The sequence below is a fragment of the Burkholderia plantarii genome (assembly GCF_001411805.1).
Classification (GTDB): domain Bacteria; phylum Pseudomonadota; class Gammaproteobacteria; order Burkholderiales; family Burkholderiaceae; genus Burkholderia; species Burkholderia plantarii.
The window spans coordinates 3,509,559-3,526,364 of the sequence record NZ_CP007213.1 but is presented as its reverse complement, the minus strand read 5'-3'; the positions used below and the strand labels follow the sequence as shown (position 1 = coordinate 3,526,364).

Below are 16,806 nucleotides of genomic sequence, written 5' to 3'. Positions count from 1 at the left end.
GTTAGGTCACGATTCCGCGAGATCGGCCGCTGATGACTGCGAGACGTCGACGTTCCGCGGTTCGCGCGGTCGGGGACTCAGCGAGATGCGCCACTGTCCAACGGCCTGCGCGGCGCTATTCGGATCGAACGCCTGCTCAAGGCACGAGAGGAGATCCTCCTGGCGCGGCTGCGCGAACACCAGCCGATACAGCGCGAGACTGCGCTTGAGCCGTCGATAGCGAGATTCGTCACGGCTGAGCGGCAGCGCCATCACGGTGCGTTCGATCTGCGCGCCGTTTTCGACTTCGTAGATCCAGAACGGAATCAGGTCGTTGGCGTTGGCCGGCCGGCTCTCGATGGCCAACGCGAACAGCGTGCTCCAGACGTCGCCGTGCATGCCGTGCGCACGCCGTAGCGCGACGTGCCCATGCCTGAGCGCCACGTTCTTGCGCACCGCGTAACCCTTGTAGCGATGCACGCGCCCTTCGCGCTGTTCCATGTCGACCGGATTTGACGGCAGATTCCAGTGAATGACCGAGTGGCACCAGTGGTGGAAATCAAGGCCTTCCTGGCCGATCGATGTCGACGTCAGCACGAACGGCCAGAACGGTGAGTTGAACGCGGCCTGGACCGTTTTCTTTCGCGCAATCGCACCGTCTTCCTGGCTCACCTGGCCGAAGCGCAATGCGAAATGCGTCCGGATGCCGGTCGTGAATGGCTTGATCGATACGACGCCGTCCTGCACGTCAAGTTCGTCGGGATGCTGGGTCGCGCTGCGCATCGACATCGCTTCGAACATCGCATCGCCCAACTTTCGACAGCCTTCGTCGACGCCATCATCGGCAAGCCCGTTGGCATCGAAGAGGATGTGCGCATATTCATCCAGCAGCGCCTGCAGGTTGCCGTCGGCGCCATATTGCAACACACGTTGCCAGTACGAATCCTCGTCTTTCTCGAAGGATTTCAGCAGGGCCACCGCATGCGGCGAGTTGAACTGGCTCCGCATGCCTTCCGCGATTCGCGCGGCGGCGCTGAGCATGGCCTCGGGCGCCTGCGCGTGCGGCCAGCGACGCATCAGTGTTCGCAGCGCACAGGTTGCGGAGGCATTGAGTGCGACATGCGCGAGCACTGCCGCCAGATCGTCGGGCACGCGGCCCAGGTCGTCGAACTTGCCGTCCCACGCGAGCAACCAGCGAGCGACGTGATCACCGAACGCGCTGGCCGAATCCTCCTCCGTGCCGTCGCTCGTGTTGCGCGAAGCCGCCCAGCCGGATTCGCACCATGCCCGCGCTTCGGGATGGCGGCGCGCTTCGAGACGCGCGAGCGTCGCCCAGTACCAGCGCCGGTCGAATGGCCCCTCGTTGACGCGATGCTCGACGAGCGGGGTGATGGCCGTTTCGATCGACGCTATCGCGGATTGGTGCAGATCGGCGTAGCACGGTGTGGAATCGGTCTCGGTGGACCAGGCGAGCGGGTCTACGAGTGATGCCAGCGCCTGCGACGGAAACGCCAGCAGCAGGGTTGCCATACCGGCCGGCTCACCACCGCTGCGCTTGAATACCAAGCTCGCGCTGAAGCGCTCGGTCATCTTGACGTAGGAGGGCCGGCGCTCGACGTGTTCCGTGAGCCGGCGTTCGACCTCGAAGGACAGCATCGCGGCAACCGCATCCGGCACCACGTTCCAGGCCGAGAACACCAGCCGCTTGCTGATCGAGCCGACCTCTTCGTAGTCACCGCCGGCCCGCCAGTAGCCGAGCGACGGGGGCATCCAGAGCAGCTTCCACAGATTGTCCTGATCGATTTGCTCGATGAGGGTGCGCAGGCGGGCGTTGCCCGGATCAATCCTGCGATAGCACTCCACGTCGTGCGCGTCGAAGGTGGTGGGTCGATGCTTCGCCAACACATCGAGGATCGGCGAAAGCGTGCGCTGCGACGCGATCCGGTCCTGCAGCGACGTCTTGAATCGATAGTCGCGCATGAAATTGAGCAGGTACGGACTCGACTTCCAGTATTCGATGGTGTCCGGCTCATCGAGCGTGCGGGCCAGCGCCTCCAGCATGCGAAAGTCGGCGAGATCGCCGGGATGCAGGCGTGGCACGAGCAACCGGTCCCCGACCATCGCGTCGGCGCGCCGCGTGGCTTCGACGCGCTCTGTCCGGCACATCACGTGGCGCAAGGTCTGTTCGATGCGCGCCTTCACCGGCGTCAGCCTGGCAAGATCGTCGGGAGCCGTCGCGCCCAGAAGCCCGACGCGTAACGCACTAATATCGTGCTTCAAGGCCTCGATCTTTCCCGGCTGGCCGGGATACAGGAATTGCAGTGTGCGCAGGAAATCCGCGTAATGATCCTCGCTCTCGTCGTCGCGCGCGTACATCTTGTAGGGCGTCGCGGACAGAAGCAGCACGCGCGCGCGGCCTTTGTAGTTGAACAGCTGGTGCGCGAGTTCGGCCGCGGGATTGTCGGTTTCGTCGGGATCGTCGAAGAGATCGTTGAAGCGCTGAAACTCGTCGAGAATGACGAGCGCGGGCTGCAACGCGACGAGGCAGGTCTGTGCCAGCAGTCTGCGCAGGTTGCCGATCAGCGCGTTGCTCCGTTCGCGATCTTCCCCGACGATCTTCCTGCGCCGATCGGCACGATGTTCCGCGATATCGCACAGTTCCCGGTAGAGAGCCTCGTCGCGCAGGATGGCGTCGCGAAACGCGGCCGCGATGGCTTCGTCGTAGCCGCCTTCGACGGGCTGTTGCGCATCGAGATCCCAAGAGTCGCCCGCCGTCGCGCGTAGCGCGCGACGCAGGCCACGCACGCGCACGCCTGGCAGATCGAGCAGCATCTGATAGATGAGATGCCGTTCTTCCTTGCGTCCGGTACGCATGCCGCCCCCGCTCTTCGCACCGAAGGCCACGGTCGGTGTGAAGCTGATCAGGTTCACGGCATGGTCGCAAAGATCCTGCGTATGCTTCGGCAACAGCGTGAGCCGGTTGGCTTTCGATACGTTCGATACGCCCGGCAGTGCCAGCCGTTTGATATTCTGCGCGGCGATTTCCGCATTCGAGCAGACGTAGACGATATCGATACGCTGATGTATTTGCACTTGCTGCTCGATGGTGCGTGCAATCAAACCCTTCGCGATCATCGTCTTGCCGAGACCGACTTCGTCGGCGACGAGAAAACGCATGGCCGGTTCCGTAGCGTCGAACATGCGCTCGAAGACGTAGTCGACCGTCAGCTTCTGAAAATCCTTTAGGCCGGTAATGGACGTGCCTGTCTCGATCTTGCGTGTCATTGGCGGTTCTCGTTGTTCAACGCTGCTTCAAATACCGACCAGACCTCAAGGAAATCCTCGGTGAGAATCGGGTCTTCCGCACTGGCCGGCTCGACGCCGTGTTCCTGTTCCGATGCGGATTTCCGGCGTAGCCGTTCGACGAGATCACGGACCCGCACTAGGCGCTCGGGCTCGTGCGCATAAGCTCGCGCGAGCATTTCGAATAGCGGCGTATCGAAGAGGGCGCCGTAATCGCGGCCGACCTTGGTTGCGTCGCCATCGCCGCTGCTGTTGCTGTCGTTCCAGTCCCCCAGCAGCAGCAACAGATAGCGGATCAGACCTTCGCGATTGCGGATCGCCGCGTGCAGGATTTCCAGGTCGCGTTCTTCCGGACCGCCGTGCAGAGGCAGCTTGAGTACGAAACTCAGCGTCGCCTGGCCGATCACGAGCGTGAATCCCGTGAACGCGGTCACCTGATGCGATGCTAACTCCCCGAGCTGGACACCGGGGCACGATTCAGTGGCGGCATCCCGCCGGGCCGCATCGATCGGCCGTGCCCATGCCTTCTCGTCCTGCGACACGAGCCATGCCTGCGCCGACGCGCCAGCCCAATGGATACGGTCGAGGCCGTGCAAGTCGACGCGCCAGCCCGACTCGGCCTTCCTGCAGTGCAACGCCAGAGGCGCGCGCGTTAGCGCATCGCGCAGCGACTCCAGCGCGCGTTGATCCTTGAGGGCATCAGCGTCCTCCGGTTCCGAGCGCTCGTAGTCGGCGAGCAACGGCCCGAGCCCTTCCTCGCCGATCCAGTCGGCAGGACCGCCGACCTTGCTCCCGCGGCCGATCAACTCGACCACGAACTCAACGTTGCGGCCATCCACGAGCGCCGCATCGGTGGCATTGGCCGAGCCCACGAACAGATGTGTGTTCCAGGCGCGTTTGCCGATATAGGCCTTCGCATGCAGGCCACGCTGCCGATGGGCGATGTCGTCTTCGCTATCGCTTGAGAGTGCCTGGTCGCTCAGCACGTGCACCGTCCCGAAGTTGTCCTGCGACGCACATTTGTCCAATTCCTCGGCACGCGACACGAGAAACAGCGATGACTTGGTGAGTGACACCAGCCGTGCCAAGGCTTCCGTAGAAACGAATGGCGAGATCACACCGAACTCGTCCCAGAGTGCACCGTTGCCGGCCTTGGGGAGCCAGGTCGCCGTCTTTTTGCCAATGCCGAGAGGATGAAACCGCACGGCTTCGAACTTGCCGGGCGGCGTCCAAATCGTGCGGCCGGCATCGTCTTGCAACTGCCTGATCTGGGCAGTACGCGCCGTGCCGATACTCGCCTCGTTGCTCTGTGTCAACCACTCGAGAAACGACACGAGCGGCCGGCTCGCATCGACGCGCTTCCGGCCTGGTTCGCCTTCGAGCCAGAGCGAGAGATCCCACGAGCGGTCGTCGGTCAGGTTGCGTGTGAGCACGAGCAGGCGCAGCATCGGGCCGCCCCGGGCCGCGGCGTCGATGGGCTCGAAGCGTAGCAGCCACACCTTTGGATGGAATACGCCGCGCTCGTGCGGCGCCTGCGTTTCCTGCACCATGTTCTCGAGTAGCCCGAACAGGGCATTGGCCTTGCGCGGAATGTGCAGGCGGCCGCGTTGGCAGAAGATCGTCAATCGATCGCCCATGCGGCGCACTGCATCGAGCACTGGCAGCGGGTCGAACTGCTCCGGCGACGCGGCTTCGACATCGCGTCGTGCGAGATGCAGCGGCAAGGTCAGCAGCGTGACCAAATCGAGCGAATAGGTGGTTGCCACGCCGCAGTCGAACCGATAATTATCGGGAGGGGTGAGCGCATCGGTCAACAGGCTGCGTTGTTCAGGGTTGATCATTGCGCGTTGCTCCATCCCGCATACCATTCGCGAAGAAAATCGGACGCGACGGGCCATCGATAACTGAGCGGCATGAGCCCCGCGTTGCCGCTCCATTGATCGCGGGCCGCGCGATTTTCGAAACGGGAACGGTTGCCCTTGCGCTTCAGGCTAATCTCGCGATCACGAATAAGCTGGCGGCAATCCATAGATGCGCCGATATCATCGCGATCTCGCAAGGCTAGTGCGAGCCACGTGGCGAGAAAAGTCTGCGTCGCCAGCGTGATGGTATGGCCTTGATCGAGCACGCGCTTCCAGAACTCGCCGAGATCCCAGCCGCTGCAGATCGACAGATCCCGTTTGGCCCATTCGGCGAGGTCTTTCGCACGATCGGAGGCGATCGTCGCCGACGACGGAGAAAGGCGGGCGAGTTCGAGGTTGTAGAGCAAGGCAGCGCCACGAATCAATACGTTCAACCGCTGTGCATCGTCGACCAGCAGGCGAATCTCGTCCGGAAATGCGTCCTTTTGCGGATGTGCCCAGATCTGGTCGACGTCGACGGGTGCCGCGCTGCCGGCTGCAAGGTTTTTGGCGATCCAGGTCAGCAGCGATCGACCGTGACGCAAGGTCCAGCGATCGAGCAGCAGTTCCGCCTCACCGCGAGTCAGGCGAAGATCGGCGCCGGCGGGGAAGCCTTCCGGGCGCAATTTGATGAGTTGGCGATCCCATGCGAGGCCGCTGTTGTCGCCGTCGTGCGTTTCGTGATCGTCGCGGGTACGTCGCGTATTGCGCTGCGTGTGCCGACGGTCGGCCTGTGCATAGTACTGTTGCTGCGAGCCGCTGACGCGGCGCAAGCCCCAACTGCCGAGCGCGGCCCAATAGACGGAACTCGGGAAGCGCTTGAGCGCCTCGCGTTTTTCCCTGCCGATCACGCCGGGTTCGTCCTGCCTGGTATTGGCGACCAGAGCTTCGAGTAGTTCGAGTTCGGCGTCGCGCGTGGCCGCCTTGAACGCCGAGGATCGGGTGTTGCGCGCTTCGAGCCGTTCCATCAGCCACGGTATGAAGAACACATAGCGAAGGCGCGTCTGGATGGTCGACGTGCCGGGAAAAAGCTGATCGGCGATTGCATCCCGGATGCCACCGATGCCGAGTTCGTCGCGCGCGTCCGGTTCGTTGAAGATCGACAGAATTTGCAGGCTGCGTTGCGTCGCAGCGGCGTCGTGATCGAGCCACGAAAGTTGGGAGGCCATGAATTCCCGTCACAGTTTGGTTGTTATTTAAGAACTTTACCAAGACGGCCGCCAGGATATTCGATCGCCGTAATGCCAGCCATCAGGAAATCGTTCCGGGCCGCCGCGATTAGATCCCGGATGCGTTCGCGCCATGTCGTCGACAAACATGCCGACGATGAATTGGTATTGGCATCATGTGATTTGGGGGCAGTTGAAGCGAGAAGAAAAATTCGTCTTTTCGGTCAAATATTCGAATGCGGGAGCGAAAAGGCGAACAAAACTCTCGAATCGACCAGGAGGTTCATGACGACCGACTGACAGGACGACGAGCCGGGCCATTTGCATCAGATCGCTCGCGTCGTTGACGAAAATTCTCGTTGTCGTGAACGCACCGATCGGGGGCGGTCAGGCGCCGGTTTGCGCCCTCACGAAGGCGGTGGCGAACCCGCCTCGCATTGACCAAGCTGTTCCCCCGCCCCCGGTATTCAAAATCCTTATACGCCCGATTTAATTTTCGAGTTCGACCTGCTCCGGGTGCTGCAACAAAATCCGTCGTGCTCGGGGTGCATCGCGGGCGGGCCGGGCGACCGGGCCCGCCCGCGGCGCGGGGCAGGGGTCGCCGGCGTGGACGCATGCGCGTTCGCGGGGCCGGCGGGCGAGAGCCGCACGACTCGGCGGAACATCGACGCGACGGCGCGGCCTGAATGGTTCAATCAGGAATACGAATGAAAAAATTCATCGGCAGGATGGGGGTGGCGGGACTGGTGCTCGGCTGCGGCGTGGCGCATGCGCAGTCGAGCGTGACGATGTACGGCCTGATCGACGAGGCGATCCGCTTCCAGACCTCGGCCACCGGCAACACGGTGGGCGTCAACGAAGGGGCCGTGAACGGCAACCGCTTCGGCTTCAAGGGCACGGAGGAGCTGGGCGGCGGCACGCGCGCGATCTTCCAGCTGGAAGCGGGCTTCAACATCGCCAACGGCAAGTCGGACCAGCAACAGCAACTGTTCGGCCGCTTCGCCTGGGTCGGGCTGCAGGACGACCGGCTCGGCACCGTGAAGCTCGGGCGCCAGTACGGCGGGCTCTACGATTTCTACGCGTTCAACTTCGATCCGATCGGCGGCGGCAACATCAACGCGACCGACTGGTCGCTGTTCCTGGTCGGCATCCGCTTCGACAACACGCTGCAGTACGAGAACAGCCTCGGCCCGCTCACGCTGCGCGTGCAGCATGCGTTCGGCGGCCAGCCGGGCAGCGCCGTGTCGGGCAGCACCACCAGCGCGTCGCTGTTCTACCGCTTCGGCGGCGGCAAGCTCGGCATCGCCGGCGCCGAATCGAAGGACGGCGGCGGCCACAAGCTGGTGGCCGGCTCGCTCGGCGGCACCTACGCGTGGGGGCCGCTCGGGCTCTACCTGTACGGCATCGACGCGCGCCGCGACGCCGGCTTCAGCGTGGCGGCGAACAACAGCGGCGGCGCGCTGGCCAACACCAGCCTGATCAGCAACGTCACCACCGCGTTCGGCGCCCAGACCAGCGCGCGCGACGACGTGTTCGTGCGGGTGGGCGCGACCTGGCAGCTCGCGCCCCAGTGGCGCCTGATCGGCTCGTATGCCTACGACCACGCCAACAACGTCGCGCCGGGCCGCAGCGGCACGATCCAGACCGCCTACGGGATCGTCGACTACCTGCTCAGCAAGCGCACGGACGTCTATGTCGAAGTCGATCACAGCCATCTGGCGGGCGCCTCGGTCAACGATCCGAACGGGCCGCTGACGTTCGGCGGAAAGGCCAACAACTTCGGCGCGAGCCTGAGCCTGCGCACGGTGTTCTGACCGGCCGGCCCGGCTCGCATCCTCGACCGATCACCTTGCGGGGTTTCCGATGGACAAGATGACGCTTCGCGGCCGGCTGTGGCTGCCGCTCGCGCTCGCGTGGCTGGGCCTGCTGGCGCTGGCGGCCTGGAGCGCGTGGCAGGCGCGCGAGCTGCAACTGGGCGAGCGCCGCGCCGACCTGCGCAACGTGGTGCTGATGGCGGCCTCGATCGCGCAGGGGCTCGAACGCGAGGCGCGGGCCGGCCGGCTCGATGCCGACGCGGCGCGCCGCGAGGCGATCGCGCGCATCGCGGACCTGCGCTACGGCGGCGACGGCTACGTGACGATCGTGGGCGCGAACTCGGTGATGGTGATGCATCCGACCTCGCCGGCCTTGGACGGCCGGGACATGTCGGGGTGGCGCGACGCGCGCGGCTTCGCGCTGTACCGCGCGATCGCGGCGGCGGGCGCCTCGCCCGCGGGCGGCGGCTTCCTCGAATACTGGTGGCCGAAGCCGGGCGAGAGCGGGCCGAGCCCGAAGCTCGGCTACGTGCAGCGCTTCGGCCCGTGGGGCTGGGATCTGATCGCGGGCGCCTATCAGGACGACGTCCGGGCCGCCTATCACCGCCTGCTCGGCCGCTCGCTGGCCGCGCTGCTCGCGCTCGGCGCGGTGGTCACGCTGCTCACGCTGGCCACCTCGCGCAGCATCGTGCGCACGCTCGGCGCCGAGCCGGCGGCACTGTCGGCCGCGATTTCGCGGATCGCGGCCGGCGATCTCGGCGAGGTGGCCGGCGCGGCGCGCGCGCCCGACGGCAGCGTGCTGGCCTCGATGGCCGCGATGCGCGCGGCGCTGCTCGCGCTGATCGGCAGCGTGCGCGCCTCGGCCGAGGGCATCGCCAGCGGCGCGCGGCAGATCGCGGCCGGCAACGCCGACCTGTCGGCGCGCACCGAGCGGCAGGCCGCCTCGCTGCAGGAAACGGTGGCCAGCATGGAGCAGGTCAGCGCCGCGGTGCGCCACAACGCCGGGCACGCGAGCGAGGCCAGCGCGCTGTCTCTCGACGCCTCGGGCATCGCGCGGCGCGGCAACGACACGGTGGGACAGGTGGTGCGCACCATCGGCGAGATCCGCGAGAGTTCGCGCCGGATCGCCGACATCACCGGCATCATCGAGGGCATCGCGTTCCAGACCAACATCCTCGCGCTGAACGCGGCGGTGGAGGCCGCGCGCGCCGGCGAGCAGGGGCGTGGCTTCGCGGTGGTGGCGGGTGAAGTGCGCGCGCTCGCGCAGCGCAGCGCGCAGGCGGCCAAGGCGATCAACGCGCTGATCGCCGAATCGACGCGGCGCGTCGGCGACGGCGCGCGGCTGGCCGATGCGGCCGGGCAGGCGATGGACGAGGTCACGCGGGGGATCGCGCGGGTGAGCGGCATCGTCGGCGAGATCGCCGCGTCGTCGGCCGAGCAGAGCCGCGGCATCGGGCAGATCGGCCTCGCGCTCGCGCAGGTGGACGACGTTACCCAGCACAACGCGGCGCTCGTCGAACAGGCGGCGGCCGCCTCGAAGGCGCTTGACGAGCAGGGGCGGCACCTGAGGCGGGCGGTGTCGGCGTTTCGTGTCGTGGGATGAAGCCGGTCGAGGCGGCGGCGCGCGGACAGTTGGCGTGTCCGTGCGCGTCATGGCGATGCGTGGGTTGCCGATGCGTCCATCCGGGGCCGCAGACCGGCCTACGGCTTGCCCGCACTGCCGGCCAGCCCGACGGCAGCCGGTGCCGGCGCGGGCGCCGCCGAGGCCGCGAGCCGCGCCTGCGCCGCCATGATGTCGGCCGGAAAATCGAGCGGCTCGCGCAGCGCCGGCTCGTAGCCGGCCTGTTCGAGCCGGGCCAGCTCGGCGCGCACGGCGGCGCGCGTGGTCGCGGCATGGCCGGCCGGCGCATGCAGCAGCAGGGGCATCAGCAGGACGGCGGCGCGCGCCGTCCGGTTCAGTGGGGTCATCGTCGGTTCCTCGTTCGCCGCTTCGTGCCGACGGCGCGAGCCCCATTCTGCTCGCGCCGCGGCCACGCCGCGATGACGCGCGGATTACCGAAATGTTATCCGCCGCATCACGACGCCTGCGCCATCGCGCGCTCGAAATCGGGCGTGCGGTACAGCGCCTCCTCGATCTCGCCGAGCCGCGAGGCGTGAACCTTTTCACCGAGGCCGTAGAACTGCTGGAAGCTCATGATCAGCGGGCGCCACTTGTCCGGATCGATGCGGTTCGGGTGGCCGTCCATTAGCAGCGAGTCGTCCACGTGGACGCGCGTGATGCGCGCTTCCAGCACGGCGATGTAGCCGGCCAGCGGGCCGTGCGCGTCGTAGCCGTGTTCGTGCTCGAGCACGGCCTCCAGCTGGATCGGGCATTCGGCGGCGCGCGGCGCCTGCACGGTGTCGGCGGCGACGGGCGTGAGGCCCGCCAGCCCGAACTTGTCCTTCACGAAGCGGTAGCCGCGCGTGAGCTTGTCGTCGGGCACCGGCTCGGTGCCGGTGACGCGCGCGAGCCGGTCCACGGCCGCGACCTGCGCCGAGGATGGCAGATTGATGACGAGCTGCCCGGTGCGACGCAGATTCCCGGTGGTCTTCGACATGCCCTGCAGGCCGAGATAGCAGCGCCAGCCGAGCCAGAACACCGACGACATCGGCGCGAGGTTGGCGGAGCCGTCCTCGTTGACGGTGGACAGCAGCGCGACGGGCGTGCCGAAGTAGAGGATCGACGGATGGGCGGCGACATGCATGGTTGACTCCCGGTGGGTGGTGGATGTCGCCCAGCATGCCGGGCACGGCGCCGGCGGGCGCTCCGGTTCTTGCCGTCGCATTCGGCGCGCCATGTCGCGTCGTGGCGGCCGGACTGCTGGTCCCACGGGCGGCCCGGCAGCCGGTTCCCCGCGCTCGCGGATCGCGCACCCGCATTCCTGTGACGAAAGCCGGAAAAAACTGCCGCATCCGCGCCTCCGTGTCGACCCGGATTCAAGCTTCCCGGCGTCACTGCCGATATCCCTTTCATAAGGTACCCGAATGACCCACTCCGCCGTCGAGGCCGGGGTGGGGCGCGGGGCCTGGCCATCGCGTGCGGACCAGGGGGCGGCGCGAATCGGGCCGCCCGGCCGCCGGGCAGCCGAGTTTCTTTCGAGAATGCATATGATGAAGACGATGGAACGAAGCGTTGACGAACGAACCACGCTGACCAGCAACAACCGTCTGGAGCTCCTTTTGTTTCGTCTGGGACAGCCCCGGCCTGGCACCGCGCGCGCGCTGTACGGCATCAACGTGTTCAAGATTCGTGAAATCGTTTCCATGCCCGAAGTCACGCCGATCGCGGGCTCGCCGGCGCATTTCGTGGGCGCGGTGGACATTCGCGGCCAGATCATTCCCGTGATCGACCTCGCCTCGCTGATCGGCTCGACCTCCGACAAGGTGCCGGCGATCCTGCTGGTCACCGAGTTCTCGCGCGGCACGCAGGCGTTCGCCGTCGAGGAAGTCGAGGACATCATCCGGCTCGAATGGAAGGAAGTGCTGAGCGCGGAAACCAGCGGCACGGCCGGCTACGTCACCGGCATCGCGCGGATCGACGCCGGCAACGGCAAGACCCAGCTGGCCCAGCTGCTCGACGTCGAGCAGGTGATGCGCGACGTGTTCCCCGAACAGCACGAGGACGTCAAGCGCGAGGACGTGGGCGACGCGGTGCGCACCGCCGGCGGCTGCATCCTGGCGGCCGACGATTCCGGCTTCGCGCGCGCGCTGATCGACCAGGCGCTCACGGCGCTGGAGGCGCCGCACGTGATCGCCTCGAACGGCGAAATGGCCTGGAACATGCTGCAGAAGTTCGCCGACGAAGCCACGCAGGAAAACGTGCCGGTGCGCGACAAGGTCTCGCTCGTCATCACCGATCTGGAAATGCCCGAGATGGACGGCTTCATGCTGACGCGCAAGATCAAGGCCGACGAGCGCCTGCGCCACATTCCCGTCATCATCCACTCGTCGCTGACCGGCAACGCCAACGAGGCGCACGCGCGCAATGCCGGCGCCAACGGCTACATCACGAAGTTCGCGCCGGCCGAACTGTCGGCCGCGATCCGCAAGGCGCTGGCCGCCTGAGCGCGCCCCGACCCGCGTCGGGTACGCCGGCCGTCGTGCTCAGCGCACGCCGGCCGGCTGGCGTGCCTCCAGCGCGTCGCGCTTCGGCGTGGTGCCGAACATGCGCTTGTATTCGCGGCTGAACTGCGAGGTGCTTTCGTAGCCGACCTGCAGCGCGGCGTCGGTCACGTTGAGCGCCTCGGCCGTCATCAGGTTGCGCGCTTCGAGCAGGCGCAGCTGCTTCTGGTATTGCAGCGGCGTCATCGAGGTCAGCGCCTTGAAGTGCTGATGGAACGACGACGCGCTCATGCCGGCCACCGAGGCCAGCTGCTCGATGCGCACCGGGCTCGAGAAATTGGTGCGCAGCGCGGCGATCGCATCGGCGATGCGCTGCGTGTGGCCGTGCGGCAGCGCGAAACGGCCGACCGACTCGGCGTTGCGGCCGGTGAGCAGCCGGAAGCAGATCTCGGTCATGATGCCGGGATAAAGTAGCTGCGCCGCGTGCGGCACCGGCAGCGCCTCGATCAGGCGCGTGAGGCAGCCGATCAGCGCGTCGTCCATCTCGTCCACGAACAACCCGAGCGACGCCTCGCCGCCGCGCGGCACCGGCAGCCGCAGCGTGTCGATCACATGGCGCATGATGCGCAGGTCGAACTCGAGGATGAAGCCGAGATACGGCGCGCTGCGGCTCGCGCGCGTGACACCGCCCAGCAGCGGCAGCTCCAGGCTCACTACCAGCGCGTGTTGCTCGGCATACCTAAACGTCCGCTCGCCGAGCGTGACCTGCTTCTCGCCCTGCATGTACCTGTGAGCCGGACGCGCGACCTTCCCGACGGAACCCCATCATGAAGCTTTCCGGCAACACGATCCTGATCACCGGCGGCACCTCGGGCATCGGCCTCGCGCTGGCCGAGCGCCTGCATGCGCTCGACAACCGCGTGATCGTGGCGGGGCGCGACGAGGCCGCGCTCGCGGCGCTGCGCGAGCGGCTGCCGGGGCTTGCGGCGCTGCGCGCCGACGTCGGCGACCCCGACCAGGTGCGACGGCTGCACGAGCAGGTGCTGCAGGCATTTCCCGCCACCAACCAGCTGATCAACTGCGCCGGCATCATGCGCAAGCTCGACCTGCAGCGGCCCGGCTTCGACCTGGCCGACGTGACGCGCGAGGTGCAGACCAACCTGAACGGCACGATCTGGATGTCGCTGCAGTTCATCGCGCACCTGAAGCGGCGGCCGAACGCGGCGATCGTCAACGTTTCGTCGGGACTCGCGTTCGTGCCGATGCCGATCTCGCCCGTCTACAGCGCGAGCAAGGCGGCGGTCCACGCGTTCACGCTGTCGTTGCGCGCGCAACTGTCGAACACGGCGATCCGGGTGTTCGAACTGGCGCCGCCGGGCACCGACACGCCGCTGTTCCATGGCGACTTCTCGACCGAGGAAACCGCCGGCGTCAAGCCGATGCCGGTGGCGACGCTGGCCGACCGCGCGCTCGCGGGGCTGCGCCGCGACGTGCTGGAGATCCGGCCCGGCCTCGCGAACGTGCTGAAGCTCGGCAGCCGGCTCGCGCCGCGCTTGCTGCTGAAGCAGACGAGCCGCTCGGTCGCGCTGATGCACCGTGACAACGCGGCGGGATACGAGTGAGGGCGGACGCCGGCGCCGGTAGCGTGACGCCCCGTGACGGCTCATGACGCGTCACGGGGCAGCCTTCAGACCACGCGCGTGGCGCGCGTCAATCGTGGACGGCGGCTTCCACGGCAGGCTCGGCGGCTCCGGCAACGGTCGGCGCCGCGTCGGTCCCGATCACGGCCTCGCGAGGCCCGAGCGCCTGCGCCACCAGCCGCTGCTGCTCGGCCTGATGCGCACGCACGGAGGAGTGCGCGCCCGCCGCCGTCAGCGTCCGGCACACCGCGCTCAGGCGGCAGCCCGCCGGCAGCACCGCTTCCAGCTCGTCGCGCACGAACCGCCACGCTCCCTGGTTCACGTCCTCCTCCTGCGCCCAGACGACCGTCTCCAGGTTGCCGAACGCGGCGAGCGCGCAGGCCAGCTCCAGCTGCGGGAACGGATAGAGCTGTTCGACACGCACCAGCGCGACGCCGGCATCGCCGGCCGCGTCACGGGCTTCCCGCAGCGCGTAATGCAACTTGCCGCTCGACAGCACGACCTTCCTCACGCATGCCGGATCGACCACCGACGCGTCCGGAATCACGGTGGCGAACGTGCCGTCGAGCAGATCGGCCACGGTCGAGTGCGAACGCGCGTTGCCGTACAGCTGCGATTTCGGCGACATCACGACGAGCGGCTTCGGCTGCCGCGCCGCCGCCTGCCCGCGCAGCAGGTGGAACCACTGCGCCGAGGTGGACGGGCACACCACGCGCAGGTTGTCGTCCGCGCACAGTTGCAGGAAGCGGCCGAGATAGCCGTTCGAATGCTCGGGACCGACGCCCTCGTGTCCGTGCGGCAGCAGCACCGTCAGCCGCGATCGGTAGCCCCACTTCTGCTCGCCGGCCGCGATGTACTGATCGACGAACACCTGCGCGCCGTTCACGAAATCGCCGAACTGCGCTTCCCAGATCGTCAGCGCGTCGCGCGCCGCGACGCTGTAGCCGTACTCGAAGCCGAGCACGGCTTCCTCGGTCAGCGGCGAATTGACGATGTCGAACCTGCCCTGATGCGCGGCGATCGCGGTGAGCGGCGTGTGCAGTTCGCCGGCGTTGGCGCCGCCGTCCTGCAGATGCCACACGGCCTGCCGGTGCATGAAGGTACCGCGCCCGACGTCCATGCCCGAGAGCCGGACCCCGAAGCCGTCGTCGAGCAGCGACGCGTAGGCCAGGTTCTCGGCGAAGCTCCAGTCCACCTGGTTTGCGTCGCCGGCGGCCGTCTCGCGCCAGCGCCCGATCAGCCGGGCGACGAACTCGTGGATGCGCGCGCCGGGCGGCACGCGCGTGAGCGCATCGGTCAGCGCGCGCAGCCGCGCGGGCGACAGCGCGTGCAGCGGCCGCGCGGCGGCGTGGGCGGCGGGATCGGCCGAAGGCGGTGCCTCGTCGTCGCCTTCGCGCAGCAGCGCCTGCGCGGCCGCCTCGCGCAGCGCGTCGAGCGGCGCCACGCCGTCGAGCGAGGCGTGATACAGCTCGACCACGCCCGGATGCGCGCCGATCGCGGCCTGCAGCACCGGCTGCGTGAGCGCGGGGATGTCGTGCTCGGAATGGCCGAGGCGGCGATAGCCGATCAGGTCGATCACGATGTCGGCGTGGAAGGTCATCCGGTAGTCGAACGCGATCGCCACGGCGTGCAGCACCTCGTCCGGCCGGTCGGCGTTGACGCGCACCACCGGCGCGTCGACGCCGCGCGCCACGTCGGTGCAATAGGCGTGCGCCTCGGCGTCCATGCGGTTCGGCGTGGTGAAGCCGATCTGGTTGTTGACGATCACATGCAGGGTGCCGGCCGGCGAATAACCGGCGTTGCGCGCCAGGTTGAGCGTCTCGCTCACGACGCCCTGGCCGGCGAACGCGGCATCGCCATGCACCACCACCGGCAGGCAGGCGGCCTCGCCGTGCGCGTCCTGATGGGCGCGCGCCATGCCGACCACCACCGGGTAGACGCTTTGCAGATGCGACGGGTTGTGCGCCAGCTGCACCGTGATCTCGCCGTGCGGCGTGGGCCGGCGGGCGACGCCGCCGAGGTGGTAGGGCAGGTCGGCCTGCGTCGCGGCGAGCGTCGAGTCGGGGTCGAGCCGGGCCAGGATCTCCGTCGCGCTCACGCCCATCACGTTGACGAGCGCGTTGAGCCTGCCGCGATGCGGCAGGCCGAGGAACAGCCGGCTGACGCCATGGCGGCCGGCGGTGTCGATCACGGCGCCGAGCAGCGGGATCAGGCTCTCGCAGCCTTCGAGCGAGAAGCGCTTCGCGCCGGCGAAGCGCCCGGCCACGGTGCGCTCCCAGGTTTCGGCCGCGAGCAGCTGGGCCAGCACGGCGTGCCGCCGCTCGGGCGCCGGCGCGCGGTTCGCCTCGCCGGACTCGAGCCGGCCGAACAGCCAGCGTCGTCGCGTTTCATCGCGCACGCCGCTGCAATCGAGCGCGAGCGCGCCGCAATAGCGATGCTTGAGTTGCCGCTCCAGCTCGCCGACGGTGCGCGCCGTCTCGAAGCCGACCAGCGGCGTGTCGAGCGGCTCGTCGGGCGTGAGCCCGTGAAAGCCCGGATCGAGTTCGGGGACGTGGGGCGGCGGGGCGAGCCTGAGCGGATCGATGTCGGCCACGCGGTAGCCGGCGTGGCGGTGCGCATCGACGAAACGGCCGATCAGCAAGGGCTTCGCGCTTTGCGAAGCGTCTCGCACCTCGGTGTGGACAAAACCGGCGGGTGTCGCGTATTCGGGATATCGGCTGAACATGACGAGTGCCTGTATGGACAGAATCGGTTAATCGAATCTCGTCATCCGGACTCCGGCACGCGCCTTCCCTGACCATTCCCGAACCAATTCGACAGAAATGGGCGTACCAACGGATGGCGATCCGGCCGGAGCGCCTGCCTTGCTTTGCCACGACGCTCCGTCATACGTCATCGG

The 16,806-nt window shown here is 67.5% G+C and carries 11 protein-coding genes; 4 read left to right on the top strand and 7 right to left on the bottom strand.

What is annotated here, in order from left to right:
- Positions 1 to 6 precede the first annotated feature (6 nt).
- The 3 genes from bpln_RS31760 to bpln_RS31750 are packed head-to-tail and all read right to left on the bottom strand — an operon-like array spanning position 7 to position 6,352.
- The gene (locus bpln_RS31760; RefSeq protein ID WP_055141038.1) at positions 7 to 3,264 is read right to left on the bottom strand and encodes a C-terminal helicase domain-containing protein; all 3,258 of its coding nucleotides are present in this window, start codon (positions 3,262 to 3,264) and stop codon (positions 7 to 9) included.
- Entirely contained in the window at positions 3,261 to 5,123 is a 1,863-nt protein-coding gene (locus bpln_RS31755; RefSeq protein ID WP_055141037.1) for a phospholipase D family protein, read from the bottom strand. Before bpln_RS31755 ends, bpln_RS31760 begins: the two co-directional genes overlap by 4 nt.
- Positions 5,120 to 6,352, bottom strand: coding sequence for a DUF6361 family protein (locus bpln_RS31750; RefSeq protein WP_055141036.1), 1,233 nt, complete (start codon positions 6,350 to 6,352; stop codon positions 5,120 to 5,122). The genes bpln_RS31755 and bpln_RS31750 overlap by 4 nt, the downstream gene beginning before the upstream one ends.
- A 707-nt stretch (positions 6,353 to 7,059) precedes the next feature.
- On the opposite strand from bpln_RS31750, the gene bpln_RS31745 reads away from it, so the two are divergent.
- Together bpln_RS31745 and bpln_RS31740 are read left to right on the top strand one after the other, a co-directional pair.
- The gene (locus tag bpln_RS31745) at positions 7,060 to 8,166 is read left to right on the top strand and encodes a porin (protein ID WP_055141035.1); all 1,107 of its coding nucleotides are present in this window, start codon (positions 7,060 to 7,062) and stop codon (positions 8,164 to 8,166) included.
- A 49-nt stretch (positions 8,167 to 8,215) separates the two neighbouring features.
- Positions 8,216 to 9,769: a methyl-accepting chemotaxis protein gene (locus bpln_RS31740; protein ID WP_055141034.1), complete on the top strand. Its 1,554-nt coding sequence runs from the start codon at positions 8,216 to 8,218 to the stop codon at positions 9,767 to 9,769.
- A 98-nt stretch (positions 9,770 to 9,867) separates the two neighbouring features.
- On the opposite strand, the gene bpln_RS31735 is transcribed toward bpln_RS31740, so the two are convergent.
- Together bpln_RS31735 and bpln_RS31730 are read right to left on the bottom strand one after the other, a co-directional pair.
- Positions 9,868 to 10,134, bottom strand: coding sequence for a DUF4148 domain-containing protein (locus bpln_RS31735; protein ID WP_055141292.1), 267 nt, complete (start codon positions 10,132 to 10,134; stop codon positions 9,868 to 9,870).
- Positions 10,135 to 10,241: 107 nt separating this feature from the next.
- Complete coding sequence (locus bpln_RS31730) at positions 10,242 to 10,910, bottom strand: flavin reductase family protein (RefSeq protein WP_055141033.1); 669 nt, start codon at positions 10,908 to 10,910, stop codon at positions 10,242 to 10,244.
- Positions 10,911 to 11,316: 406 nt separating this feature from the next.
- Between bpln_RS31730 and bpln_RS31725 the strand changes: the two genes are divergently transcribed.
- A complete protein-coding gene (locus bpln_RS31725) occupies positions 11,317 to 12,270 on the top strand; it encodes a chemotaxis protein (RefSeq protein ID WP_042629652.1) in 954 nt (317 codons plus the stop codon).
- 39 nt (positions 12,271 to 12,309) lie between these two features.
- On the opposite strand, the gene bpln_RS31720 is transcribed toward bpln_RS31725, so the two are convergent.
- Complete coding sequence (locus tag bpln_RS31720; protein ID WP_055141032.1) at positions 12,310 to 13,050, bottom strand: AraC family transcriptional regulator; 741 nt, start codon at positions 13,048 to 13,050, stop codon at positions 12,310 to 12,312.
- 44 nt (positions 13,051 to 13,094) lie between these two features.
- Here bpln_RS31720 and bpln_RS31715 point away from each other — a divergent pair, with 44 nt between their 5' ends.
- A complete protein-coding gene (locus bpln_RS31715) occupies positions 13,095 to 13,889 on the top strand; it encodes an SDR family oxidoreductase (protein WP_055141031.1) in 795 nt (264 codons plus the stop codon).
- An 88-nt stretch (positions 13,890 to 13,977) separates the two neighbouring features.
- Here the strand turns inward: bpln_RS31715 and bpln_RS31710 are convergent, their stop codons facing one another.
- Positions 13,978 to 16,632, bottom strand: a complete 2,655-nt coding sequence (locus bpln_RS31710; RefSeq protein WP_042629040.1) for a 2-oxoglutarate dehydrogenase E1 component — start codon at positions 16,630 to 16,632, stop codon at positions 13,978 to 13,980.
- Positions 16,633 to 16,806: the final 174 nt, after the last annotated feature.

Excerpts from the sequence above, each read along its gene's own strand:
- bpln_RS31710 (WP_042629040.1), bottom strand. The coding sequence starts at position 16,632 with ATGTTCAGCCGATATCCCGAATACGCGACACCCGCCGGTTTTGTCCAC.
- bpln_RS31715 (WP_055141031.1), top strand. The coding sequence starts at position 13,095 with ATGAAGCTTTCCGGCAACACGATCCTGATCACCGGCGGCACCTCGGGC.
- bpln_RS31730 (WP_055141033.1), bottom strand. The coding sequence starts at position 10,910 with ATGCATGTCGCCGCCCATCCGTCGATCCTCTACTTCGGCACGCCCGTC.
- bpln_RS31740 (WP_055141034.1), top strand. The coding sequence starts at position 8,216 with ATGGACAAGATGACGCTTCGCGGCCGGCTGTGGCTGCCGCTCGCGCTC.
- bpln_RS31755 (WP_055141037.1), bottom strand. The coding sequence starts at position 5,123 with ATGATCAACCCTGAACAACGCAGCCTGTTGACCGATGCGCTCACCCCT.
- bpln_RS31725 (WP_042629652.1), top strand. The coding sequence starts at position 11,317 with ATGAAGACGATGGAACGAAGCGTTGACGAACGAACCACGCTGACCAGC.
- bpln_RS31735 (WP_055141292.1), bottom strand. The coding sequence starts at position 10,134 with ATGACCCCACTGAACCGGACGGCGCGCGCCGCCGTCCTGCTGATGCCC.
- bpln_RS31760 (WP_055141038.1), bottom strand. The coding sequence starts at position 3,264 with ATGACACGCAAGATCGAGACAGGCACGTCCATTACCGGCCTAAAGGAT.
- bpln_RS31750 (WP_055141036.1), bottom strand. The coding sequence starts at position 6,352 with ATGGCCTCCCAACTTTCGTGGCTCGATCACGACGCCGCTGCGACGCAA.
- bpln_RS31745 (WP_055141035.1), top strand. The coding sequence starts at position 7,060 with ATGAAAAAATTCATCGGCAGGATGGGGGTGGCGGGACTGGTGCTCGGC.
- bpln_RS31720 (WP_055141032.1), bottom strand. The coding sequence starts at position 13,050 with ATGCAGGGCGAGAAGCAGGTCACGCTCGGCGAGCGGACGTTTAGGTAT.